Source organism: Pseudomonas sp. RIT-PI-r, assembly GCF_001297015.1.
GTDB lineage: Bacteria > Pseudomonadota > Gammaproteobacteria > Pseudomonadales > Pseudomonadaceae > Aquipseudomonas.
Genome location: NZ_LIGE01000029.1, coordinates 56,310 through 80,364, shown reverse-complemented (window position 1 = coordinate 80,364; position 24,055 = coordinate 56,310). Strand labels below are relative to the sequence as shown.

At 59.8% G+C, this 24,055-nt stretch carries 23 protein-coding genes; all 23 read right to left on the bottom strand.

What is annotated here, in order from left to right; translation table 11 throughout:
• Positions 1 to 2 precede the first annotated feature (2 nt).
• Positions 3 to 1,196, bottom strand: a complete 1,194-nt coding sequence (locus tag AK821_RS17615; RefSeq protein ID WP_161806660.1) for a sensor histidine kinase — start codon at positions 1,194 to 1,196, stop codon at positions 3 to 5.
• Positions 1,197 to 1,323: 127 nt separating this feature from the next.
• Complete coding sequence (locus AK821_RS17610; RefSeq protein WP_064390855.1) at positions 1,324 to 2,799, bottom strand: sigma-54 dependent transcriptional regulator; 1,476 nt, start codon at positions 2,797 to 2,799, stop codon at positions 1,324 to 1,326.
• A 172-nt stretch (positions 2,800 to 2,971) separates the two neighbouring features.
• Positions 2,972 to 3,268 (bottom strand): hypothetical protein, encoded by a 297-nt coding sequence (locus AK821_RS17605; RefSeq protein WP_016984299.1) that lies wholly within the window; start codon positions 3,266 to 3,268, stop codon positions 2,972 to 2,974.
• A gap of 10 nt (positions 3,269 to 3,278) precedes the next feature.
• Entirely contained in the window at positions 3,279 to 3,674 is a 396-nt protein-coding gene (gene fliS / locus AK821_RS17600; RefSeq protein ID WP_064390854.1) for a flagellar export chaperone FliS, read from the bottom strand.
• Between the two features lie 129 nt (positions 3,675 to 3,803).
• Positions 3,804 to 5,261: a flagellar filament capping protein FliD gene (fliD, locus tag AK821_RS17595; protein ID WP_064390853.1), complete on the bottom strand. Its 1,458-nt coding sequence runs from the start codon at positions 5,259 to 5,261 to the stop codon at positions 3,804 to 3,806.
• 82 nt (positions 5,262 to 5,343) lie between these two features.
• Positions 5,344 to 5,700, bottom strand: coding sequence for a flagellar protein FlaG (locus tag AK821_RS17590; RefSeq protein WP_064390852.1), 357 nt, complete (start codon positions 5,698 to 5,700; stop codon positions 5,344 to 5,346).
• A 73-nt stretch (positions 5,701 to 5,773) separates the two neighbouring features.
• Entirely contained in the window at positions 5,774 to 6,625 is an 852-nt protein-coding gene (locus tag AK821_RS17585; protein WP_064390851.1) for a flagellin domain-containing protein, read from the bottom strand.
• Positions 6,626 to 6,867: 242 nt separating this feature from the next.
• Positions 6,868 to 7,134: a hypothetical protein gene (locus AK821_RS17580; protein WP_064390850.1), complete on the bottom strand. Its 267-nt coding sequence runs from the start codon at positions 7,132 to 7,134 to the stop codon at positions 6,868 to 6,870.
• Positions 7,131 to 8,420: a motility associated factor glycosyltransferase family protein gene (locus AK821_RS17575; protein WP_064390849.1), complete on the bottom strand. Its 1,290-nt coding sequence runs from the start codon at positions 8,418 to 8,420 to the stop codon at positions 7,131 to 7,133. The genes AK821_RS17580 and AK821_RS17575 overlap by 4 nt, the downstream gene beginning before the upstream one ends.
• Positions 8,421 to 8,508: 88 nt before the next feature.
• A complete protein-coding gene (locus AK821_RS17570; RefSeq protein WP_064390848.1) occupies positions 8,509 to 9,435 on the bottom strand; it encodes a ketoacyl-ACP synthase III in 927 nt (308 codons plus the stop codon).
• A gap of 227 nt (positions 9,436 to 9,662) precedes the next feature.
• The gene (gene pseI / locus AK821_RS17565) at positions 9,663 to 10,715 is read right to left on the bottom strand and encodes a pseudaminic acid synthase (protein ID WP_064390847.1); all 1,053 of its coding nucleotides are present in this window, start codon (positions 10,713 to 10,715) and stop codon (positions 9,663 to 9,665) included.
• Entirely contained in the window at positions 10,708 to 12,213 is a 1,506-nt protein-coding gene (gene pseG, locus AK821_RS17560; RefSeq protein WP_064390846.1) for a UDP-2,4-diacetamido-2,4,6-trideoxy-beta-L-altropyranose hydrolase, read from the bottom strand. The genes pseI and pseG overlap by 8 nt, the downstream gene beginning before the upstream one ends.
• On the bottom strand, positions 12,210 to 12,905 hold the full coding sequence (gene pseF / locus AK821_RS17555; RefSeq protein ID WP_064390845.1) for a pseudaminic acid cytidylyltransferase: 696 nt from the start codon (positions 12,903 to 12,905) through the stop codon (positions 12,210 to 12,212). Before pseF ends, pseG begins: the two co-directional genes overlap by 4 nt.
• Entirely contained in the window at positions 12,902 to 13,522 is a 621-nt protein-coding gene (locus AK821_RS17550) for a pseudaminic acid biosynthesis-associated methylase (RefSeq protein WP_064390906.1), read from the bottom strand. The genes pseF and AK821_RS17550 overlap by 4 nt, the downstream gene beginning before the upstream one ends.
• Positions 13,523 to 13,553: 31 nt before the next feature.
• Positions 13,554 to 14,711, bottom strand: a complete 1,158-nt coding sequence (gene pseC, locus AK821_RS17545) for a UDP-4-amino-4,6-dideoxy-N-acetyl-beta-L-altrosamine transaminase (RefSeq protein ID WP_064390844.1) — start codon at positions 14,709 to 14,711, stop codon at positions 13,554 to 13,556.
• Entirely contained in the window at positions 14,708 to 15,709 is a 1,002-nt protein-coding gene (pseB, locus tag AK821_RS17540) for a UDP-N-acetylglucosamine 4,6-dehydratase (inverting) (protein WP_064390843.1), read from the bottom strand. The genes pseC and pseB overlap by 4 nt, the downstream gene beginning before the upstream one ends.
• 23 nt (positions 15,710 to 15,732) lie before the next feature.
• The gene (locus tag AK821_RS17535) at positions 15,733 to 18,648 is read right to left on the bottom strand and encodes a glycosyltransferase family 2 protein (RefSeq protein ID WP_064390842.1); all 2,916 of its coding nucleotides are present in this window, start codon (positions 18,646 to 18,648) and stop codon (positions 15,733 to 15,735) included.
• Positions 18,649 to 18,703: 55 nt separating this feature from the next.
• Entirely contained in the window at positions 18,704 to 19,438 is a 735-nt protein-coding gene (locus AK821_RS17530; RefSeq protein ID WP_064390841.1) for a cephalosporin hydroxylase family protein, read from the bottom strand.
• Positions 19,439 to 19,502: 64 nt separating this feature from the next.
• Positions 19,503 to 20,360: an NAD-dependent epimerase/dehydratase family protein gene (locus AK821_RS17525; protein WP_064390840.1), complete on the bottom strand. Its 858-nt coding sequence runs from the start codon at positions 20,358 to 20,360 to the stop codon at positions 19,503 to 19,505.
• Positions 20,357 to 21,583, bottom strand: a complete 1,227-nt coding sequence (locus tag AK821_RS17520; protein ID WP_064390839.1) for a class I SAM-dependent methyltransferase — start codon at positions 21,581 to 21,583, stop codon at positions 20,357 to 20,359. Before AK821_RS17520 ends, AK821_RS17525 begins: the two co-directional genes overlap by 4 nt.
• Complete coding sequence (locus tag AK821_RS17515; RefSeq protein ID WP_064390838.1) at positions 21,580 to 22,140, bottom strand: dTDP-4-dehydrorhamnose 3,5-epimerase family protein; 561 nt, start codon at positions 22,138 to 22,140, stop codon at positions 21,580 to 21,582. The genes AK821_RS17520 and AK821_RS17515 overlap by 4 nt, the downstream gene beginning before the upstream one ends.
• Positions 22,137 to 23,219 (bottom strand): CDP-glucose 4,6-dehydratase, encoded by a 1,083-nt coding sequence (gene rfbG, locus AK821_RS17510; RefSeq protein ID WP_064390837.1) that lies wholly within the window; start codon positions 23,217 to 23,219, stop codon positions 22,137 to 22,139. The genes AK821_RS17515 and rfbG overlap by 4 nt, the downstream gene beginning before the upstream one ends.
• Positions 23,201 to 23,974, bottom strand: coding sequence for a glucose-1-phosphate cytidylyltransferase (gene rfbF / locus AK821_RS17505; protein WP_034153269.1), 774 nt, complete (start codon positions 23,972 to 23,974; stop codon positions 23,201 to 23,203). Before rfbF ends, rfbG begins: the two co-directional genes overlap by 19 nt.
• Positions 23,975 to 24,055: the final 81 nt, after the last annotated feature.

Below are 24,055 nucleotides of genomic sequence, written 5' to 3'. Positions count from 1 at the left end.
CTTTACTCAGCTCCCTGTACAACGGAAAACAGCGGCAGGATGACCTGCGCACACGTGCCACGCCCGACCCGCGAACGTAGCTGCAATTCTCCCTGATGCGCCCGGGCCACCGCCTTGACCACCGTCAGGCCCAGGCCAGTACCGGTCACTTTGGTGGTGAAAAATGGTTCGCCGAGCCGTGCCAGAACAGCGGGCTCGATGCCGCTGCCACTGTCGCTGACGCTGATGCGCAAGGCGTTGTCGCGGGTATAGCAGTGCACTTTCAGCCGTACATCGCCGGCGCTGGCCTGAATCGCGTTTTCGATCAGGTTCAACAACGCGCCGACCAGGGTGTCGCGGTTGCACAGCAACTCTCCGACATGACTGTCGCACTGCCAGCGGATTGGCAGATCCTGCACATGGGTCAGCGCCGCCGCTTGCAGGGCCTGCATCAAGGCGCCGGGAGTCAGGCGATCGGTCAGCGGCAATTCACCGCGAGCGAATACCAGCATGTCGCGCACCTGGTGTTCGAGCTCATGCAGGCGCTCTTTCAGGCGCCCGGCGAAACGCTGCTGCGTGGCCACCGGCAACTCCTGCTCAGTCAAATGACTGGCGTACAGCAGTGCGGCGGACAGCGGTGTGCGGATCTGATGAGCGAGCGAGGCGACCATGCGCCCTAGCGATGACAGGCGTTCATGCCGTGCCAATTGATCTTGCAGATGACGGGTTTCTGTCAGGTCGTTGAGCAGCACCAACTGACCCGGTTCGGCGTCCAGCGAGCGGGTCGCAATCGACAGGCGCCGACCGTTTTTCAGGGAGATTTCATGACCATCGTCTTCACGCGGGGCGAAGCAGCGCGCAATCACCTGGCGCCACAGTTCGCCTTCCAGTGGCAGGCCAAGCAGCTCAATGGCAGCCGGATTGGCTTCGCGCACCATGCCGTGGCCGTCAATCACGATGACGCCACCGGGCAATAGATCGAGGAGGTTTTGCAGACGGTTGGCCAGGCGTTCTTTTTCCGCCAGTTCCTGCATGCGCTGGGCACTGACCACCGCCAGCTCACCTTTGAGCTCGGTCACCCGCGCCTCGAGCATGCTGTAGGAATCAGTCAACTGGCTGGACATCTGATTGAACAGCTCGAAGGCCTGCTCAAGACCCTGTCGGCTTGCCTGTTCTACGGAGGACGGTTGCCCCTCGGGACTGGAGGCAGAAGACATCTGGGCGGCTTGGGGCATTGTGCTTCTCGCTTGGCTGACCGTCAGTTAAACGGAACGTTGCGAGGGCTGTAGCAATACCCGTGCCTAAAAAAAACCGCTTATAAATGAAGCAGTTGAAAAACAGGCGTCAATCATCCGCCTGTTCATCTCCATCGCGCCGGCTCATGCCGTACTTGCGCATCTTCTCGACCAGCGTGGTACGGCGAATACGCAGACGCTCTGCGGCACGCGCCACAATGCCATTGGCATCGTCCAGCGCCTGCTGAATCAGGCCCTGCTCCAGACCACCGAGGTAGTCCTTCAGATCCAGGCCTTCCGGCGGCAGCATGGCATTGGCGGTGAAGTCCGGCGTATGGCCGTTGATGGCCACGCGCTCTTCCAGATCGCTGCGCAGGCTGTCGACCATTTGCTCGTCTTCGTCATCGACGTAGCGGAATTTCTTCGGCAGCTCGACCACACCGATCACCCCGTACGGGTGCATGATCGCCATGCGCTCGACCAGGTTGGCCAGTTCGCGGACGTTGCCCGGCCAGCCATGACGGCACAGCGACATGATCGCCGCCGAGTTGAAGCGGATCGAACCACGCTTCTCGTGCTCCATGCGCGAGATCAGTTCGTTCATCAGCAACGGGATGTCTTCGACACGCTCACGCAGCGGGGCCATCTCGATCGGGAACACGTTCAGGCGATAGTAGAGGTCTTCGCGGAAGGTGCCGATCTCGATCATGCTTTCGAGATTCTTGTGCGTTGCGGCGATGATGCGCACGTCGACGCTCTGGGTCTTGTTGCTGCCCACGCGCTCGAAGGTGCGTTCCTGCAGCACGCGCAGCAGCTTGACCTGCATCGGCAGCGGCATGTCGCCGATTTCGTCGAGGAACAGCGTCCCGCCGTTGGCCAGCTCGAAACGCCCGGCACGGCTGGTGATCGCGCCAGTGAAGGCGCCCTTCTCGTGGCCGAACAACTCGCTTTCGAGCAGCTCTGCCGGGATCGCCCCGCAGTTGACCGGCACGAACGGCGCGTCGCGGCGCTTGGAGTGGTAATGCAGGTTACGCGCAACCACTTCCTTGCCCGTGCCTGACTCGCCAAGGATCAGCACGCTGGCGTCGGTGTCGGCGACCTGCTGCATCATCTGGCGTACGTGCTGGATCGCCCGGCTGGTGCCGACGAGGCTGCGGAACAGATTGGGTTCGCGATGACGACCGCGCTCGCGGGCCTGGTCATACATCTCGCGATAGACCTGGGCGCGGTGCAGCGAATCGAGCAATTTGCTGTAGCTGGGCGGCATTTCGAGGGTCGAAAGCACTCGGCGACGCTGGTCATCAGGCAAGTCAACGGAAGAATTATCGCCCATCAACAAAACCGGAAGGAACTCATCCCAGGTTGAGAGTGTCTTTAGCAAGCCCAAAAGCGCGCCAGGAGCATTAACCGTCCCGATCAGTACGCAAATGACCTCACGACTAGACGACAAAGAGCCGACTGCCTGCTGCCAGTCATGGCTGCCGCAGGGTAAATTTTCTTCACCGAGAAAATTTAGAATCACCGCCAGGTCGCGGCGGCGGACGCTATCGTCATCGATTAGCAGAATTTTGGTTTCACGCCACATGCAATAGCAACTTCCCTAGTCAACTCAATGCCCGAAAAATGGGGCAAGCGACACGCTTGCAGGACACCATGTGCCTGTAGACGCCTGAAATCTGAAAACAGCCACTAGTTAAGTCAAAAAACCGTGCACAGTCAAATTTATGGCGCACATGTCTGGATTAACTGGAGGTTAATTAACCAAACAGATGGTAAACCTTTGCCGCCTTCTGCGCTTGGGTGATCTGCGACATCTCGTTGGCTATCGCCTGCCGCTCACCCATGGCCACCTCAAGAAGCTCCTTGTAGACATGGAGCAACTCTTCAAGATTATCGCGCAACGCGACTTCATCCAGTGCAGCTTCAGCCATGACGTCTTCCATGCAGGAACGGCAAGCCAGATCCAGCTCACCAATAGCTTCCCAATTGCGCTCGGCCAAGGCAGTGACCAACGCTTCACGGGTATCGGCAATTCGCTGCAATACAAGACTCATGGTGCTCTCCTTAAAACTGGGGGCCCGGCGGAGCAATGCCGTCCCAGCCTTCCTTCACAGTGCGCAGCAGGCCGGCAATCTCGTCGAGAATCTTCGGGTCGCTCTTGACGTTGGCTTCGGCCAGTCGCTTCATCATGTAAATGTAGAGCTGATTGAGCTCACCTACCGAATCGGCGCTGTTTTCCAGATCCAGGCCTTCACACAAGCCACCAATGATGCCAACGGCCTTGCTGATGGCCGTGCACTTGGCAGGAACATCCTTGCGCTCAATGGCGCCCTTGGCCTGAGCAATGCGCTCCAGACCGCCTTCCATCAACATTTGCACCAGACGGTGCGGGCTCGCTTCGGACGTCTGTGCGTGTGCGCCGACTTTCTGGTATTGCCGAAGGGCTAACATCGGATTCATGTTCTACCTCATTGCCACAATGACTCGTATATCCAGTGTATCGCCAACGAATCAGAGAACTTTAGATCAAAAGACAAAAACCCGGCGCACGCCGATAAAGCGTAGCCGGGTTTTTGTCGTGCACGTCTGTTACTTCGCGGACTGCTGAGCGTTCAGCGAGGTGAAGAACGAGGTAATGCTGCTCGCCGTCGCCTTCATCTGCCCTACCAGCAAGTCCATGGCGTTGTACTTGGCAGTCAACGTCTTGGTCAGGTTGGCGACACGCAAATCCAGCGCCAATTGCTGCTCGGTCAGGCTTTTGGTGTTCTTGGTAAGAATAGCCATGCGCTGATCAAGCAAACCACTGCCGGTAATATCACCTGTAGCTGGCTTGAGATACGGGTCCACTGCTTTGCTCATGCGCGCCAACAGACCATTGGTGTCGTCGGTACCGGTGAACAACTGTTGAACCTGACCGGTCATGCCTGGCTGGGCCATGGTTTTGGTGAAAGCGCTGGTATCAAACGTCAGGTTACCGGTGTTGCGGTCGGTCATTACACCCAACTGCGACAGCACCGCCAACGGACCGCCAGCCCCCGTGTTGGTCAACTCGGCACGCACGTCAGCAATCAGCGTGCGCGGCATCGCGTCGCCGGTGAATGCCGCTTGCACGGTCAACTTGCCATCGGCATCCGGCGTCGCCTTGGACAGCGTATCGATGGTGGTCTTCAAGGTGTTGTAAGCGTCGACGAACGACTGAATCGAAGTCTGCAGACCTTTGGTGTTGGCATCCACGGTGACAGCCGTAGGCTTGCTCGGCGGCGTGCCCTCACTGACCGTCGTCAAATTCAGGGTCAAGCCACTGATTGCGCCGCTCACCGTGTTGCTTTTGCTGGTGACCTCAAGGCCGTCGATGGTCAGCTTGGCGTTTTTCGCAACGCCGTTGACGGCGCCTGAAGCGCCTGCAGCCGGACTCGCGCCCATCTCCTGGGTACCATCGATTTCCAGACCGGCAATACCGCTGACTTTGAGGTCAGAGCCTTCGCCGGTCTTGCTCGAACTGATTACCAGGCGCGAAGCACCGGTACTGTCGGTCACGATGTTGGCAGAAATGCCGTTGGCGCCCTGAGCCTTGTTGATGGCGTCGCGAGTGGTCTGCAACGTGGCATTGGCCGGGATATCGACATTGTAATCAGTGCCATTCTGACTGATTTTCAGGGTACCACTCGGAATGGCACTGGCGGCACCGCCGGCGAAAGAGGCGCTGGCGATTTTCGAACCCGTGGCCAACTGACTGACAACAACGTTGTAATTGCCCGAAACCGCAGTACTGTCGGAAATCGCGGTCAGGTTGGTGTTGCTGGAAGTCGCGGTGAAGCCGGCAAATGCAGGATTGGTCTTGCTGCCCAGATTGGTCATTGCCGTCTGGAACGCGGTCAATGCGCTCTTCAGCGAACCGATGCCGGAAATCTTCAGCGTGTTGGCTTTGGTCGCGGTATCGATCTGCGTCTGCTTTGGCGCCTTGTCGGCGTTGACCAGCGCAGTGACGATCGCACCGATGTCCAGGCCGGAACCCAGTCCGGAACCCGGTAGAATTGGACTTGCCATGTGCATCTCCCTTCAGATTGTTGCCATTCTTTTGACCGTTACACGCGCCCTGAGAATGGACAAACATTATTCATGCCAGCTATCAGACTTTGGCGTCGAACAACACGTGACTCGCATTGGCCAGACTGTCTGCCAGCTTGAGGGCTTCTGCGGAGGGAATCTGTCGAACGACCTCACCCGTCTCGCTTGCGATCACCTTGACGATGACCTTCCCGGAATGCTCGTCGATCGAGAACTCCAGATTGCGCTTGATCGATTGTACGAATTTCTCGATCTCCTGCACCGCCAGTTTCAACTTGGCGTCGTCCGTAACCTGACTCTTGGCAGCGACCGGCGCTTCAGTCTTGGCAACTTTGGGCGTTTCTGACGGTTTGTCAGCAACCGGCGTGACTGGCTTGGGAGCCGGATAAGACTGGTTAAGCTTGACGCTCATGTCCATGCTCATCACCTCCTAACGTAAAAGGGCGAGAGAGCACGACAAGCGCACTCCCCCGCCCAAACTCGATCCGAAATTACTGAAGCAGCTTCAGTACAGCGGAAGGCAGTTGGTTGGCTTGAGCCAGAACGGAGGTCGAAGCCTGCTGCAGAGTTTGCTGCTTGGTCAGGTTAGCAGTTTCCGCGGCGAAGTCGGTGTCTTGTACACGACCCTGTGCAGCGGTGGTGTTCTCAACGATGTTCTGCAGGTTGGAGATGGTGCTGGTCAGACGGTTTTGCGAAGCACCCAGGCTGGCACGGGTATCACCGATCGCAGCGATAGCAGCGTCGATTGCAGTGATAGCGTTGTCGATGTTGCTACCAGCGGTAGCAGCGTCAGTACCGGTCAGAGCCAGAGTACCTTTGTCTACGGACAGGTTGACGGCGTCGAACTTGGAGCTCAGTACCAGGTCGATGTGGTTAGCAGTACCGGTGTTTGCGCCAACTTGCAGAGTCACAGTACCAGCCGAACCGTCCAGCAGGTTTTTGCCGTTCAGGTTGGTGGAAGCTGCGATACGGGTGATTTCGTCCGACATGTCGGCGAATTCTTTGTTGGTCGCTTTCTGGTCAGCAGTGCCGTTGGTGCCGGTACGTGCTTTAACAGCCAGTTCACGCATACGCTGCAGGATGTCGGTAGTAGCTTGCAGAGCGCCTTCAGCGGTCTGAGCAACGGAGATACCGTCGTTGGCGTTCTGGATAGCCTGGTTGCCACCGCGGATTTGCGATTGCATACGGGTGGAGATCTGCAGGCCAGCGGCGTCGTCTTTAGCGCTGTTGATTTTCAGGCCGGAAGACAGGCGCTGCATCGAAGTCGACAGAGCGTCGGAAGCGCGGTTCAGGTTTTTCTGAACGTTCAACGATGTGGTGTTGGTGTTTACTGTTAAAGCCATGACGAATTCCTCGTTGGTTGGGTACTGCGGCTTCCGGCCCTGGCAACCGCCGGGTATGGCCTAGAGAACCTTCGTAATAGTTATCGTCGGGATTGCAGGTTGCTTGAGGGCTTTTTGAAAAAAATTTGCCATCACCCTGCCACCCCCGCGAAAACAATGACTTAGCCACCCATCGCCCGCGAAAAAATGACGCCATAAAACCGACTGCCGCGCAAACCTGCGGGCCAGCGCTGTCGGCCTGCTCAGGCCGGAACGCTTTGCAGCAATTCGACCAGTTCATACTCCATATAGTCAGCCAGTCCCAACCAGTCCTGGCGCTCCTGGCAATCGAGCATTTGCGTGAGCACCTGGGTCCACATCTGCTGGGCATCCGCAGGCGCGGACAGCAGCCACTGCTGCGCTCCCTCGAAGACATCGACCATGCTCAACGCAGCCTCGACATCCCGCCCCAGCCGAAACAGAACTGCGCACTGACGGCATTCACCGATACACGCTTGCATCGCCGTCATTGCACGAACTCCTGATTGAACTGCGCTCCGGCGATCAGCGCGCCCGCCCGGCTGCTATTGAAGAACTGAACGTGCGGATGCGCAGCGATGTAACGTTCCAGCACACACAGATATCCGCGAAAGTTGAGTTGGGTACTGACACGCTGGCCATGCCCGTCGCGCACCCAATGCCGCGCCTGACTCACACCCGGACCCAGCTCGCCATCATTCCAGCCGGCGTGGGTCTTGTTCATCGGGAAGGCGAAGTCCGCGCCGAACAAGGTAATGCGCGTGCCGCCCAGTTTTACCGCCAGATCCACCGCCGGATGAATCACGCTGCCACCCACATGCAGTTCCCCGCGCGGATACTGCTCACGCAATTGCGCATACACCGGACTGGCCGAGTAGCCGCCGTAGCGCTTGCCCTTCCAGGCGCGCAACACCTCGGGGTCACTCATTGGCAAATACACCAGCGGGATATCGTCGGACGCTTCGAACGGCAAATGTCGAAAGCTGATGCGCTGATCAATGGTCACCACCAGATCCGGCACGATGCCGTGTTCACGCAATGGCCGATAAGCGGTGTCGACGCAGATGAACAGCGGAGGCTGTGCCTGAGCCTGGATGGCCGCCAGTGCCTGAAAATGCCCTTCAAGCGTCGGGCCGGTGCCGATCACATAGATCTCGCGCTCGGTGCACATGCCAAACAATTGCGCGACATCGTCATCGCCGAGCAGCACCGGTAAGCAGTCCTGCAAGCGCTGCTGTATGAACGGAGACTGCGCATCGAATTCGCGATTGTTGAAACTCAGATGGACTTCATTGACCAGCCGATCACGGATCTTCGCGCTGAAGTCATCGGCCAGCAGCATTTCGGCAGGCAGCGCAAAAAACGGTGAGCAAATGTCCGACAGATCGCCGGCGTAGAACAGTTCGGTACGCGGATCTTCCAGCCACTGGCGCTGATCAAGCAGTTGCAGCACCAGCGCGAACAACGCGCCGTTGAGGATGTGCACGTACAACCGTTGCAGCCCTTCGCGCTCCAGCAGCACAACGGGCAAATCCCCAAGAGCGGTGCCATAGACGTGCAACTGCGGCTTGTCGGGCAGGCTGGCGGCCTGAGTCTGCGCTTCATGAAGGCGATCGTGACGACTGGTGAGCTGAATGCCGTTGATGCTCAGCGTCGAGCCAAGTCCCTCGACCAATTGCGCCGCAACGGCCGCACTGTCTTCTGCCTGCAGTCGCTCGAACAGCGCCGGCCAGCGCCGCTGCAACACCTCGGCATTGGCTTGAAAAAACTCGCTCATGGCGCCTCGCGCTCCCCGTTCAGGCAAAAAAATAGCGCTCAAGGTTAACCTTGAACGCTATTTTTGTATCCGCCGTTTTTGCTTCGGTTCAAGGACGATAGATGATCGCCGAGCCCCACGACAAACCAACGCCAAAACCGCTGAGCGCAATACGCTGCCAATCGGAATCGATGACGTGCTTTTCCAGCAGCAACGGAATGCTCGACGACACGGTGTTGCCGGTCTCGACCATGTCTTTGATGAACTTCTCCGGCTCGCCTTCGAAACGCCGCGCCACGGCATCGACAATCGCCGCACTGCCCTGGTGAATGCAGAAGGCATCGATGTCATCGGCTTTCAGACCGGAATCATCGAGCAGTTCGTGCAAGTGTGCCGGGACTTTGAGCAGGGCAAAGTTGAACACCTGACGACCGTTCATGAAGAACACGCCATCGGTGACTTTCAAGTGCGGTGCACCGGAGCCGTCAGTGCCGAACTTGGCCTTGCCCAGCGCCCAGACTGGATCTTCGCCCATCCACGTGGCGGTCGCGGCATCGCCGAACAGCATGGTGGTGTTGCGGTCTTCCGGGTCGACGATTTTCGAATACGGGTCAGCGGTGATCAGCAGGCCGTTCTTCAGGCCGGCGGCTTCCATGAAGCCCTTGATCGCGTAGATGCCGTAGACGTAACCGGAGCAGCCCAGGGAGATGTCGAACGCCGCGACATTGGTCGGCAAACCGAGTTTGTCCTGCACGATCGCAGCGGTGTGCGGCAGGCCTTCTTCGTCACCGTTCTGAGTGACGACGATCAACGCGTCAATCGATTCACGCTTCAGCTCAGGGTTGCTGGCAAACAGCGCATTGGCCGCTTCCACGCACAGATCGGAAGTTTCCTGTTCAGCGTCTTTGCGTGGCAGAAACGCCGAACCAATCTTGCCAATGATGAACTCTTCATCCTTTTCGAATTTTGCACCTTGTGCGTAATTGTCCACGCCGGCTACAGGAACGTAGCTCGCAATGCTTTTTATGCCAATCATTACGGCTTCCCAATAAAAAAACAGCCCAAGACCACCGCTCGCAAGGATTTCGAGGGGCGCCGACAAACAGAAAACGGCCGCCACAACGGGCAGCCACGGGGAGCGCAAAGGGCTATCACTGGAATCGAAAACGAGCCAGGCGCCATCTCCCCGATCAATACAATACAGTGAAGATGCGCGTTATGACTCGCAGGTCACGCTATTTTGCCGATTCGGTGCAGATCGGCTTATTCGACCAGCGACCAGTCCAGCGGCGTGCCGCGCTTGATCGGCGCACGTGCGCGGCGGCCGAGGACGGCGTCGGTGTGTTTGGGCGGCAGACCGAGACCGGGGCGAATCGCCCGCAGATTGTCCCCGGTAAAGGTGTCACCGGCGGCCATGTCGGCGGTAATGTACAGCGAGCGGCGATACACCACCGATTTCAGTTCGGCTTCGGTGGCGCCGTAACGCACTTGACCCAAGGCCTGCCAGGCACGTTCGGTTTCCACCACCAGACTGGCCATTTCTGCCGGTTCCAGCGAGAAACTCGCATCGACGCCACCCGCCGAACGGTCGAGGGTGAAGTGTTTTTCCACTACCGTCGCACCAAGCGCCACCGCCGCCACCGACACGCCCACGCCCATCGAGTGGTCGGACAGCCCCACCTCGCAACCGAACAACTCACGCAGATGGGGAATCGTGCGCACGTTGCTGTTGAGCGGAGTTGCCGGGTAAGTGCTGGTGCATTTGAGCAGCACCAGATCCTTGCAGCCGGCTTCACGCGCGGCGCGCACGGTTTCATCCAGCTCGGCGATACTGGCCATGCCCGTAGAGATGATCAGCGGCTTGCCGGTAGCGGCCACGCGGCGAATCAGCGGCAGATCGGTGTTTTCGAAACTGGCGATCTTGTAGGCCGGCACGTCGAGGCTTTCGAGAAAGTCCACCGCCGTCTCATCGAACGGCGTCGAGAATGCCAGCATGCCCAATTCCCTGGCGCGGGCAAAAATCGGTGCGTGCCATTCCCACGGCGTATGGGCCTTTTCGTACAGGGCATACAAAGAAGTGCCTGCCCACAGACTGCCTGGATCCTTGATGAAGAACTCACCTTCGGCCAGATCCAGGGTCATCGTCTCGGCGGTATAGGTTTGCAGCTTCAAGGCATGCGCACCGGCCTTGGCCGCCGCTTCGACAATTTGCAGGGCCACGTCCAGCGACTGGTTATGGTTGCCGCTCATCTCGGCAATGATGAAGGGCGGCGCATCGGCGCCGATCGAGCGGTCGCCGATCTTGAAACTAGTCATGCGGGTGATCCTTCAAAACACGGGTGAACGCACAGGCACTCTGGGTAAACCCGGCGTCACGAAACACATTCAGTGAGGGCAGATTGTCCGGCATGACACGGGCGCTGATGACCGTCAGTTGCGGCCAGTGTGCGGCGACAAACGTTTGGCCACGGGTCAACAGCGCCCTGCCCCAGCCGAGGCCGAAACGTCCTTGCAACAGGTAGAACGATACTTCGGCTTCAAAACCACGCAAGTCATAACGCAACACCCCGACGGCGCCGTCGTCCGCCTCGGCGATCAACAGCAATCGCTGCGGATTACGCAAAGCTGCCGTCAGCCAGTTGAGGTGTTGCGTCCAATCGATCGCGCCAGTCTCCGGCGACCAGCGCTGCACGGCTTGGGCATTACGTCCCTCGAACAGCAACTGCGCATCGTCCAGCGTCGCCGGGCGCAGCTTGAGCACCGCGCCCGCCAGCGCTGCCGCGACGCGCTCGGCGCCGCGACCATCGACCAGTCGCCGCGAACGCTCGGCCAGGCTCTGGCGCAGAAAATGGTTGCCCACAACAAAACCGACAGCGTCACGCAACTGCTCGACACTGACCTGCTCGCGGGCGCCCATGAACACATGCGCCCCCGCCGCCGCCATCACTTCACCGTTGTTCTGCTGGTTGTTCGACACCGCAATGCAGATCGTTGGCAAACCCAGCGCCGCGCGCTCCCAACTGGTGCCGCCGCCGGCGCCGATAAACAGGTCCGCCTCAGTCATGCGTTGATGGAAATCACTGACAAAACTGTGCAGGCGCCAGTTCGGCCGCGTCTCGGCCAATGCCTGCATCTGCGCCCACGCCGGGTTGTCGGCGCCAGCAACGAAATCCACCTGCAACTCGCTGAATTCAGCGAGGGCGAGCATCGCGTGATGAGTCTGCATCGCCGCATCGAAGCCGCCGAAATTCACCAGTACCCGGCGAGCTGTGGGTTTGATCTCGATGGCCGGGCAATTGAACTCTTCGCGCAGCATGGCGTAGCGCGGGCCGAGCAACGTGCGGCAACCTTCAGGCAGCAGAGGTGAGTAGTTTTCGCTGAGTCCGGACAAGTTCTGATTGAGCAAAAGATCAACGCTGTAGCGTCGGGTCGCCAGATCATCCACCGCCGCGATGCGATGCGCCCAGCGGCGTGCAGCGGTTTGCCAGTGATGATCGAGGCCGTAATGATCGACGATGATCCAGTCGAACTCGGCATGGCCGCCCAGCAGCAGACCCAGTGCGTCGATATCGGCCTGCCACGGCAGCATCGATTCGATGGCTTGCTGCGGGTCTTCAGCGGGGTAGAGATCGGGCAGCGCAAAGGTCTCAAACCCTTCGCCGCTCAGCATATCGAGCCGATGCCCCGGCAATTGCCGACAGGCAAACGCGACGTGGCTGCCCTGCCCGCGCAACACGCGCGCCAGCGTCAGGCAGCGGGCGATATGACCACTGCCGATGGTCGGCGAGGCGTCCGCGCGAATCAGCACTCTCATTGCAGCTCTCCGCCAGCCTTGAGCGCGGCATACAAGTATTCGGCGCGCTTCCAGTCCTCAGGCGTGTCGATGTCCTGCACCAGGTGCCGGGGCAGAACCACCGGCAGACTGGCCGGCGAATAGACCGCCTCACCACGCAACCAGGCCTCACTGCGGCCCCAGTAAAACTGACCGGCATCCTGAAACGCTTCGGGCAGATCCTGCGAGCGGGTATGGCGAAATTCCGGGTACAACGCCTTCAAGGCGCCCTGCCCGTCCAGCGTCAGCGCACGCTGCACCGGAAACCCGAAGCTGCACACGGAAAACGCAAAAGACTTGTCGGGATGCTGCTCCAGCAACTCGATTCCCTGGCGCAGATAATGCGCCTGCAACAGCGGCGCCGTGGCGTACACACAGCAGGCATAATCGAACGCCGGCAACTGCTGCAAGGCATGCACGATCACTGCCGCCGTGCCGGTGAAATCATCGGCCAGTTCCTCCGGGCGCAGGAACGGCACCTGCGCACCCTGCGTGCGTGCCACATCGGCAATCTCGGCATCGTCGGTGCTGACCACGACCTGATCGAACAAGCCTGATTCCAGCGCGGTGCGGATCGAACGGACAATCATCGGCACGCCATCGAACGGCAAGAGATTCTTGCGCGGGATGCGTTTGCTGCCGCCACGGGCCGGGATGATTGCAACCTTGCTCAAGGACGTTTTTCCAGCAGGAACCAGGTGACATCGTCCGCCGGGAATTGCGGGTCACGGTGATAGACAAAGCCGTAATCGAGCAATTGCAGATCAGCATAGCGATCAAGCATCTCGCCAGCGAAATCGCGCTTGAACAGCTTGCCACTGTTACCGCGATAGGAGACTTCCACCGGGGCCGGATTGTAATACTCGGCAATCAGGATGTAGCGCTGGCTCAACTCGTACAACTGCGCATAAGCGGTCGGCAACAGCTCCGGGGCCAAGTGAATCAGCACGCCTTTGCTCAGGGTCAGGTCGTAGCAGCGCTCGCGCGGAAAATCGAACAGCGAGCCATGCCAGATATGGGCAATGTCCAACGCCTGGGCCTGAGCACAGGCGCTGTCATTGATCTCGACGCCGAACAGCTCACAGCGCGGCAGCAACTGATGCAGCGCCTGCAAATTGTTGCCGGCGTTGGTGCCCAGTTCGACCAGGCTGGCGATGCGCCCGGCGCGGCTCAGCGCTTTGGCAAACAATGCCAGATTCGCCGCCACCAGCGGCTGGCCGACATTGCGCTCGACGTACTGGTTACCGAAGTCGCCCTGCCAGAATTTTTCCTGCTCACTCAAATGACGCATTGCCATTACTCGTCCATTGCCTCAGCGGCCATTATTCGGTCAGCCGACGCAATTGCTCGACCACGTAATCCTGCTGTTCATCGCTCAACAACGGAAACAGCGGCAGGCTGATCGCCTCGGCGTAGTAACGCTCGGCCTCGGGGAAGTCGCCCTCGGCAAAACCCAGCGCTTGATAGTAAGGCTGCAAGTGCACCGGGATGTAATGCAGATTCACGCCAACACCGGCGGCGCGCAAGCCTTCGAACACCTGACGATGGCTGAGGCTGATGCGCTCGGTCTGCAAACGAATCACATACAGATGCCAGGCAGATTCAGCCTCTGGCTGAAGGCTCGGTAGCGTCACCGGCAAGTACGCCAACAAGCGATCATAACGCGCCGCCAGTTCACGACGACGGGCGATAAAGTCGTCGAGTTTGCCCAGTTGCGACAAACCCAGCGCAGCTTGCAGATCGGTGATGCGGTAATTGAAACCCAACTCGATCTGCTGGTAGTACCACGGACCGTGGCTGGGTTCGCTCATCTGCAGCGGATCACGAGTCATGCCATGGCTGCGCAGACGTTGCAGACGCTCGGCCAGTTCCGGGCGGTTGGTCAGCACCATGCCGCCTTCGGCGCTGGTGATGATCTTCACCGGATGAAAACTGAACACCGTCATGGCTGCGAATTGGCCACAGCCGACCGGACGCCCGGCATAGCTTGCGCCCACGGCGTGCGAGGCATCCTCGATCACCGTGAAGTTGTAGCGCTCGGCAAGCGTGGCAATCTTGCGCATGTCGCAGCTCTGTCCGGAGAACGCCACCGCCACCAGAACTTTCGGCAACGTGCCGTCACGCTCGGCCTGATCGAGCTTCGCTTCGAGGGCGAACGCATCGAGGTTCCAGGTCAGCGCATCGATGTCGACGAAATCTACCTCGGCACCGCAATAGCGTCCGCAATTGGCGGAAGCGAGAAAGGTGTTCGGCGTGGTCCACAAACGATCACCCGGCCCCAGCCCTGCGGCCAGGCAAGCAATGTGCAGCGCTGCCGTGGCATTGCACACCGCCACAGCGAAATCGGCTTGGCAACGCTCGGCCATCGCCTGCTCGAAACGCTCGATGCCCGGCCCTTGGGTCAGCCAGTCCGATTGCAGCACCTCGACCACGGCGTCGATGTCCGCCTGATCGAGACTCTGCCGACCATAGGGAATCATGCCGAAAGCTTCGCGTGCAGATCGGCGATCTGCCCGACCGAGAGGAAATGCGGATTGGTGTCGGAGCGATACTCGAAATCTTCGCTCACGGCACGCCCCTGCTCGCCGAGCTTGTCGACGGCAAAATCGACATCGACGCTGGTGAAGCGGATCGACGGCTGAATGGTGTAGTGATCCTCGAACTCAAGGGTCATCCGCGCATCGTCCAGCGGCACCATCAACTCATGGAGTTTTTCACCCGGACGAATACCGACATTCTTGTGCGGCAGATGCTCCGCCATGCCACGCGCCAGATCGACGATGCGGATCGACGGAATCTTCGGCACGAACACTTCGCCACCGTGCATGCGCGCGAAGCTGTCGAGGACGAACTGCACGCCATGATCGAGGGTGATCCAGAATCGGGTCATGCGCTCGTCGGTGATCGGCAACTGCTGCGCGCCATCGGCGATCAGCTTGCTGAAAAACGGCACCACGGAACCGCGCGAGCCGGCCACATTACCGTAGCGCACCACGGCAAAACGGGTTTCCTGCTCGCCGGCAATATTGTTGGCCGCGACGAACAACTTGTCCGAAAGCAACTTGGTCGCGCCGTACAGGTTGATCGGGCTGGCCGCCTTGTCGGTGGACAGCGCGACGACCTTCTTCACGCCGTTGTCGATGGCGGCCGCGATGATGTTCTCCGCGCCATTGACGTTGGTGCGAATGCATTCGGTCGGGTTGTATTCCGCCGCCGGCACTTGCTTCAACGCCGCGGCATGCACCACGTAGTCGATGCCGCGCATGGCCTGACGCAGACGGTCAGCATCACGCACGTCACCAATGAAATAACGCATGCACGGCGCGTTGAACGTCTGCTGCATTTCGTACTGTTTCAACTCGTCACGGGAGAACACCACCACGCGTTTGGGCTGGTATTGCTCAAGCAGTCGGGCGATGAATTTGCGCCCGAACGAACCGGTGCCGCCAGAGATGAAAATCGATTTACCGTTGAACATAGGTTGATTCCTGTCCGGCACGCTTAGGCGAGCAACTGAGCCCAATTGATCGAGCTGTTTTCGCCCAAGGTAAAACCTTTGCCGGTCAGGGCCAGGTTGGCGTTGTAAGCCGGATCCTGCGCGAACGCATCAGGCCATTTCTCACGCAGTGCCGCCAGTGTTTGGGGAGCCTCTGGCAACGCGCCGGTATGCAGCACCTGCACCGACGGCGTCCACACAGTGAGGAAACCGTTCTGACTTGCCTTGAGGCACAGATCGATATCGCTGAAACCGTCAGCGAAGGTCACTTCGTCCAGCCCACCGAGAGCGTTGAACAGCTCTTTGCGCACCATCAGGCAGACCTTGGACACAGCCGAGTAATTCTGCTCGACGGCCAAACGCTGCATGTAGCCCTCGGCCGCATGTTTTTCGCCGATGAACGCCGAACCCACCCCATCGTTCAGGCCTAGAATCAAGCCGGCCTGGGAAATCTTGCCATCGCGGTCGACCAGTTTGGCGCCGACGATGCCCACTTCCGGACGCTGGGCCTGGTTGAGCAACGAGTCGATCCAGTTCGGGTTGACGACTTCGCTGTCAGCGGCCAGGAGCACCAGATAGTCACCCCGCGCCTGTTCGCTGGCGGCGTTATACAACGCCACTTCACCGAGCGCCTGATCGGCACGCAAGACATTGACGCGGGGATTGCGCAACTGACCCAGCCAGTCGTTGACCGCCGCCGACTGATTCGGGTTGGCCGCCACCAGTAATTCATAACGGCTGTAGCGGGTTCTGAGCAGCACGCCCTCCACGCAACGGCGCAGCGCTGGCAGGTCATCACTGGCCGGCACAATGATCGACACCATTGGCAGTTCGGTATGACGATAATCGACCTGCCAAGTGCCTGGCAGCGACGAAGTGACCTTGGCCTTGTAGCCGCGATTGCCCAAATGACGCAGCAACGCCAGGCGCTCGTGGGCATTCTCTTGCACTGCAGCGGCCTGGGTAATCAGCAGCGGCTCATCGAGGTGCGCCAGACCGCCGAGACCACCCTGCTCAATCAGGCGCAACAACAGGTCAAACTCCAGCGCCTTGCTGAAATCGGCCTGATAACCGCCCGCTTCAAGGAAAACGTCGCGTCGAATCAGCCAATGGCGCGCCATCAGCGATGGCACGCTTTGCAGCAAATCAAGGTTGAAACCCGGACGGAATACATCCACCAGCGCGCCATCTTCAGTGCGCTGGATTTCATCGGTGGCCACCGCGCGCAGATCCTTGGCGGACATCAATTCCAGGCCAGCACGCAACAGGCCACCGGCGGTGAATTCATCGCCCGCGTTGGCCAGCAGCAACCAGTCGCACGGAGACTGCGCGGCGCTCTGGTTGAGTTTGTCGATGAAGTTGCCCGGCGTGACCCGGACAAAGTGCAAGGTATTCTGTGCAGTGGTCGCACTCTGTGGCTCGTCCGTGGTGAAGACCACGATTTTGAAGGCTTTGCTGTGCCCTTCGACGAGGCTGTCGAGGGTAACTTGCAGCTTGTCGATGTCGTTGTCCAGATCCAGCAGGAAAATGCCGAATTGTGGTCCGCCATTGTTCGCCGCCAGATGCGCGGCAATCAACCCGGCTTGTTCGGCGTCCGGCTTGCGGGCAGCCATCCAGTCGAGCAAACGGCCTGAGCGCATTTTGTTGAAGACCGGGTAGTGTTCGACATTTGACACGACGTCAAGACGCGTCGCCCACTCAGCCATTTCCTGCGCCTGATCGTCCTCGCCGAGGATCTGCAGTTGCTCGGCCAGACGCTTGACCACGCGACGGTTGAACACGTTGCTGTCGTGGGCCTGCCACAAACGGTCGAGGACACTTTCCGCCGTATCGTTATTGCGCGACTGCAACAGGTACTCCTGGCGGGTCCAGATGCCTTCGAGCTTTTCCAGTTGGATACGACCGGCCGGCATCGCGTGCAGCAGAAACTCGAACTGGGCCAGCAAGTCAAAGAAGCGCTGGTTGTAGAACGGCATCTCGACGTATTGCCGTGGCCCGAATTTGCGCTCAGGGGCTTTGGTCAGGTGGTTCCAGGTCGACTCGAAAATCAACTCGGCCGTCAACGCCCGCCCTGTGACCAGGCTGTCGGTCATGGCCGCGAAACTTTCCAGGGCAAACGCCTTGCGCTGCGCCTGATCGAGATCCTTGATAGCGGTCGGCAACGAGGCGAGGAATTCGGCGAAGGCTTCGCGCTCGGCCACCGACTTGGAGTCGGTGTACGACAGCGCGTGATACACCTCGGTGTTGTGGTCGGAGAAACCGACATTGATCTCACGCACGACATACGGGATCGGCAGGATCCGCGCCTTGGCGTTCGCCAGCAGGTAATAGGTGTGGCCGATCTCCTGCCATTCGAAACTGGTGCCCGGCGGCAATGCCGCGTACCAGTCCTGAATGATCGAGGTGCGGCAGACGCCATAGAACGGCGGCACATACTGATGCATGAAATCGAGGACTCGATCCTCGGCGCGCTCTGAGGCGTAGTCTTCGCAGATCTTCTTGTCGCGGCGGTAGTAGCTGACGCTGCCGGCCAGCGCCAGGTACATCAGGCAGTAGCCGTGGCACAGACCATAGTCGCGGTTGGCTTCGAGGAAGTTGACCGACTCGGCCAGCGATTCGTGCAGGATGAAGTCGTCGTCGGCGGCGAATACCATATAAGGCGTGGTCAGTTGCGCAACGCCATAGGTCAGTTTGGCCTGCATGCCCCAATAGGCAAATTGCGGCAGGTGCTGATAGTCGACCGCCGAAAAATCACCTTCCGGGCGCTCGGGAGACGAGTCCAGCACCAGAACCTTGCAAGGCAGGCTGCTGTAATACTGCAGCGCTCGACGCAGAAACGCCGGGCGGTTGTGGGTGATCAGTACCACCGTCAGCAACTCGCTCAATGGCAGCTTTTGTTCAGAAACAGACTTGCCTTGCATAACTTCTCCCACGACCGGCGAAACCGCCCGAAAAACGCTTTGATAATGGAACTGATTAACGAACCCGGCGCAGATAACCGTCCGACGCGACGGTGATCAGCAGCTTGTCTTGCATCGCCTGATCAATCTCGAAATCGTCGTTCTCTTTGAGGTACGCCCACACGGCGGTTTTCGGGTTGTCACCCGGGCCCCACGGACGATCCGGGAAGGCATCGGCCGGCATGTCTTCGACCACGGTGTCCATGACCACGCAATAGCTGTCGACCGACACCAGCGGTGCGTAGAAACGCAACTCTTCGAGTACATGCTCGTGGGTGTGGTTGGAATCGAGTACGACGATGACTTTCTTGCCGGCCGCCGCCTGACGCACCTGCTCGACCACCGCCGGATCGAGGCTCGAGCCTTCGATCATGCTGATGCGTTTGATCATCGGGTGGCTTTCGATGGCTTCGCGGTTGTGCGCACGAATATCGCGATCGATGCCCAGCACTTCGCCGTGGCCCTGCAATTCGAGCAGCGAGGCGTAGTAGATGATCGAACCGCCGTGGGCGATACCGCATTCGATCACCAGGTCCGGCTTGATCCGCCAGATCAGTTCCTGCATCGCCATCATGTCTTGCGGCAACTGGATGATCGGACGGCCCATCCACGAAAAGTGATAGGTGTACTTGTGCTTGGCCGACTGGTTGTAGAACTCCTGGGCCAGCGCCTTCAGGTCCTTGTCCTGGCCCTGGGCAGTCACTTCGGCCTGGCACTCCGCCTCGAAGGCTTTGATTACGTTATCGCTCATTGTCCGGTCTCACTGAAAAGTCATTTGATAGTTGCGCTGCCAAAGGGCATCCACTGGAGGTGCATCAGCTGATGCGTTGCGCCTCGAGTAACTGTTGCAATCGGTCGACCACGGCCCAGAACGCCAGGGGTTCGTGTGTCGGGTAGGGGTAGTGCCCCAGGTTTAAATCGATCGAAGCACTGCGCTCGCGCAGACGTTGTTCGACCAGTGCCCGTACCGATACCGGTTGGCCACTGGCGCAATTGATCACACCGTTGAAATCGCGTTGTTGCACAATCGCAACGAGATAATCGGCGGCGTTTTCAATCGGTAGAAAATCGCGTAGCTGCTCGCCGGCCGACATGTTGAACGACGGCTCACCGGCATCGACGGCCCGGTCCAGTGCCGCCAACAGACTGTTGGGGTTCTGCCCTTCACCATGCAGATAAAACAGGCGCGCCCACTGCAAGGTGAACGGCTGTTGCTGCTGCAGATTCTGCAAAAACAGGTGCAGTGTGTGTTTGGCCAGACCGTAAGGATTGCTCGGCTGTGGCTCGCTGCTTTCGCTGAGCGGGCCGCTTTGCATGCCGTATTCGAAGCAGGTGCCGGTGACCAGCACCTGCTGCACGCCCGCCTCGACCGCGCTTTTGATAAAGCGGTAATCAGCCATCAGGTTGTGCTCGAAATGAAACAGCGCCCGGTAGTTCGGCAAGCCCGGCCACGCCAGATGCGCCAGCGCATCGATGCCTTCTACCAGCGCAGCGACATCCAGATCGGGCGCGTGAATATCCGCGCTCACAAACTCGACGTCGTTGATCCACGGCATGCCTTGCGCCGTTTGCGCGTTACGCGCCACGGCGCGGACTTCGCAGCCACGTGCCAGCAATGCGGCAACCAGATGCCGGCCGACAAAGCCCGTGGCTCCGGTGACCAGAACCTTCACAGCACTTTCAACTCAGGCACGGCGATCACGAAGCGCCCGTCCCACTGACGCACCTGCGCCAGTTGCTGACTGACTTCATGCAGCAGGTTCCACGGCAGCACCAGCACGTAGTCGGGTTTTTCGAGATCGATCTGCGCTGGCGCAACGATCGGGATGCGACTGCCCGGCAGGAACTTGCCCTGCTTGTGCGGGTTGGCATCCGCCACCCAGGCCAGCAGGTCCGGTTTGACCCCGGCGTAGTTGAGCAAGGTGTTGCCCTTGGCGGCCGCGCCGTAACCGACCACACGTTTGCCGTCGGCCTTGGCCTGCAGCAGAAAGCGCAGCAGTTCATGCTTGATACGTTCAGCGGCAGGCGCGAGGGTCGCGTAGTACTCGGCGGTTTTTACCCCGGCATCCAGCTCGGCTTGCAACTGCTGTTGCACTGCCGGTTGAACCGCGCGGCGCTGGCCATCCTTGCGCTGCACGAACACCCGCAACGAACCGCCGTGGGTGGTCAGTTGGCTGACGTCGAAGACTTCCAGGCCATTGCGCTCGCACAGGGTCTGCACGGCGGTCAAAGACAGGTAGGAATAGTGCTCGTGATAGAGCGTGTCGAACTGCGCGCCGGCCATCAGCGTCAACAGTTGCGGGAATTCGAAGGTGGCCACGCCGGTCGGCTTGAGCAGCGTTGCGAAACCGCCGAGGAAATCGTTGATGTCCGGCACATGCGCGAGCACGTTGTTGGCCGCCATCAAATCAGCGCCCCAGCCTTCGGCTTGCAACTGCGCGGCAGTCCCACGACCGAAGAACAGTTCGCGAATTTCCAGGCCTTTTTCACGAGCCGCTTGCGCGGTGCTGCGCGTCGGTTCAACACCGAGGCAGGGGATGCCGCGACCGGCCACATATTGCAGCAGGTAACCATCATTGGCGGCGACTTCCACCACGCGGCTATCGGCGCTCAGGCCGAAGCGCTCGACCATCTCGCCGACATAGCGCTCGGCATGGGCCAGCCAGGTGCTGGAGAACGAACTGAAGTAGGCGTACTCGGCGTCGAACAGGCTGTCGGCGCTGGTGTAATCCTCGGTCTGCACCAGCCAGCATTGCTGACACACCGCGACCTTCAGCGGCACCCACTGCTCAGCCTGTTCAAGACGATCGGCGTGCACATAGGCGTTGGACGGTGGCGAGGTGCCAAGATCAATCAGCGGCAGGCTCAGCGGTGCGGCGCACCCACGGCAGTTCATAGACGCACTCCAGCAAAGTGTTGATCGAGCGCGGGATGGCTGGAATCACGCGCTGACAAATTATTGACAGGCAACGGCCAGGCAATCGCCAGCCGTGGATCATTGACCGACAGACCGCCCTCGTGCTCCGGCGCGTAATCGGCGCTGTGCAGGTAAAGCAGTTCGGCGTCCTCGGTGAGGGTCTGGAAACCGTGGGCGAACCCGGCCGGAATCAGCAGGCTGCGACCGTCGCCGGCCTTCAGATGCTCGGCGTGCCAGTGCAAAAACGTTTCCGAGTCGGGGCGCAGATCCACCGCCACGTCCCACACTTCACCGCGCAGGCAGGTGATCAGCTTGGCTTCCGGGGCGTTGCCATTCTGATAATGCAGACCGCGCACACTGCCCTTCTCGCGGGTGCAGGAATGGTTGATCTGGCGGATATGGAATTCGCTGCCGAACGCACTCAGGCTGCCTTCGCAGAACAGCCGGGCAAAGTGCCCGCGCTGGTCTTCGAAGCGTTTGTGCCGGACGCTGAACAGGCCGGCCAGCGGCAACGCCTGCAAGGAAAACTCGCTCACAGCGCGCCTCGGTACAGGTTCAGTTGGCCGAGGGTGACGGTGCGCATGTCATCGCCGTTCTGCCACGCCAGGTGCCAGTCGAGGGTCTGGGTCAGGCATGCCTGCAAGGTCCAGCGTGGTTGCCAGCCCAGCAGCTGGCGTGCGCGGCTGCTGTCCAGACGCAGCAGGCCGGCCTCGTGCAGTTCGCTTTTTTCGATGCGTAGTCCGCGCGCCTGCGGCCAGCGGCTGGCAAGCAATTCGACCACTTCGCCAACGCTGCACATGTCCGCCTCACCCGGGCCGAAGTTCCACGCCCCGGCGAATTCCGGGCCTTGTTCGTAGAGACCGGCGGCCAGTTGCAGGTAACCGGCCAGCGGTTCCAGCGCGTGCTGCCACGGGCGCACGGCTTGCGGGTAACGCAGGGTCACCGGTTCGTCGGCGCTCCACGCTTTGAGCACGTCGGGAATCAGTCGCTCGGGTGCGAAGTCACCGCCGCCCAGAACATTACCGGCACGCGCCGTGGCCAGGGCCAGACCGTGTTCGGCGTACTTGTCGGCCGGAAAAAACGACGCGGCATAAGACTGCGCAAGCAACTCACAGCAAGCCTTGCTGCTGCTGTAAGGATCATGGCCACCAAGGGCTTCGTCTTCACGGTACGGCCACAGCCATTCCTTGTTGGCGTAGACCTTGTCGGTGGTCACCAGCACACAGGCGCGCACGCAACCGACCTGACGAATGGCTTCGAGCAGGTTCAGCGTGCCCATGACGTTGCTGGAGTAAGTACCCAGCGGATCGCGATAGCCTTCGCGAACCAATGGCTGCGCGGCCAGATGCAAAACAATCTCCGGCTCGATGTCGGCGATGATTTCCAGCAAGGCACCGAGGTCACGCAGATCGCCGCGCTGGTCGTTGATGCCTTCGTGTACCCGCGCCAGTTCGAACAGGCTTGGTTCGGTCGACGGCTCCAGGGCAAAGCCGCTGACTTGCGCGCCGAGGCTTTGCAGCCACAGGGTCAGCCAACTGCCTTTGAAACCGGTGTGTCCGGTGACGAGAACGCGTTTGCCGCGCCAGAAATCCGCACTCAGGCCCATTGCTTCCATGGGGCCTCCCCGCTCTGCCACAGCGCTTCGAGATGGTTCTTGTCGCGCAGGGTGTCCATGGGCTGCCAGAAGCCATCGTGTTCGAAAGCCTTGAGCTGCTCATCCTGAGCCAGACGGGCCAATGGCTCGGCTTCCCAGGTGGTTTCATCGCCAGCAATGTACGGCAGCACTTTCGGCGACAGCACGAAGAAGCCACCATTGATCCAGCCACCATCACCACGGGGTTTTTCGGTGAAGCCGAGAACCTGATCGCCCTGACGCTCCAGCGCACCGTAGCGCCCTGGCGGTTGCACCGCCGTCACGGTCGCGAGGCGGCCATGAGCCTTGTGGTAATCGACCAACTGACGAATGTTCAGATCGGAAACACCATCGCCGTAGGTGAAGCAGAACGCCTCTTCATCCTTGAGGTAACGGCCGGCACGCAACAGGCGGCCACCGGTCATGGTTTCCTCGCCTGTGTCGATGAGCGTGACGCTCCACGGCTCGCTGTAATTCTGGTGCACGTCCATGCGGTTTTCGCGCATGTTGAAGGTGACGTCGGAGGTGTGCAGGAAGTAGTTGGCGAAGAAGTCTTTGATCGCATAACCCTTGTAGCCCAGGCAGATCACGAAGTCGTGGATTCCGTGAGCGGAATACTGCTTCATGATGTGCCAGAGAATTGGCTTGCCACCGATCTCGATCATCGGCTTGGGCTTGAGGTGCGACTCTTCACTGATGCGCGTGCCGAGGCCACCCGCCAAAATTACTGCCTTCATCGTCTCCCCTCTTGTTCGTCACCGGGCTGCGCAATGCTTTCTTGAGCTTTGCGGGCCGTCTGCCTCAACCTTTTGCCGCTT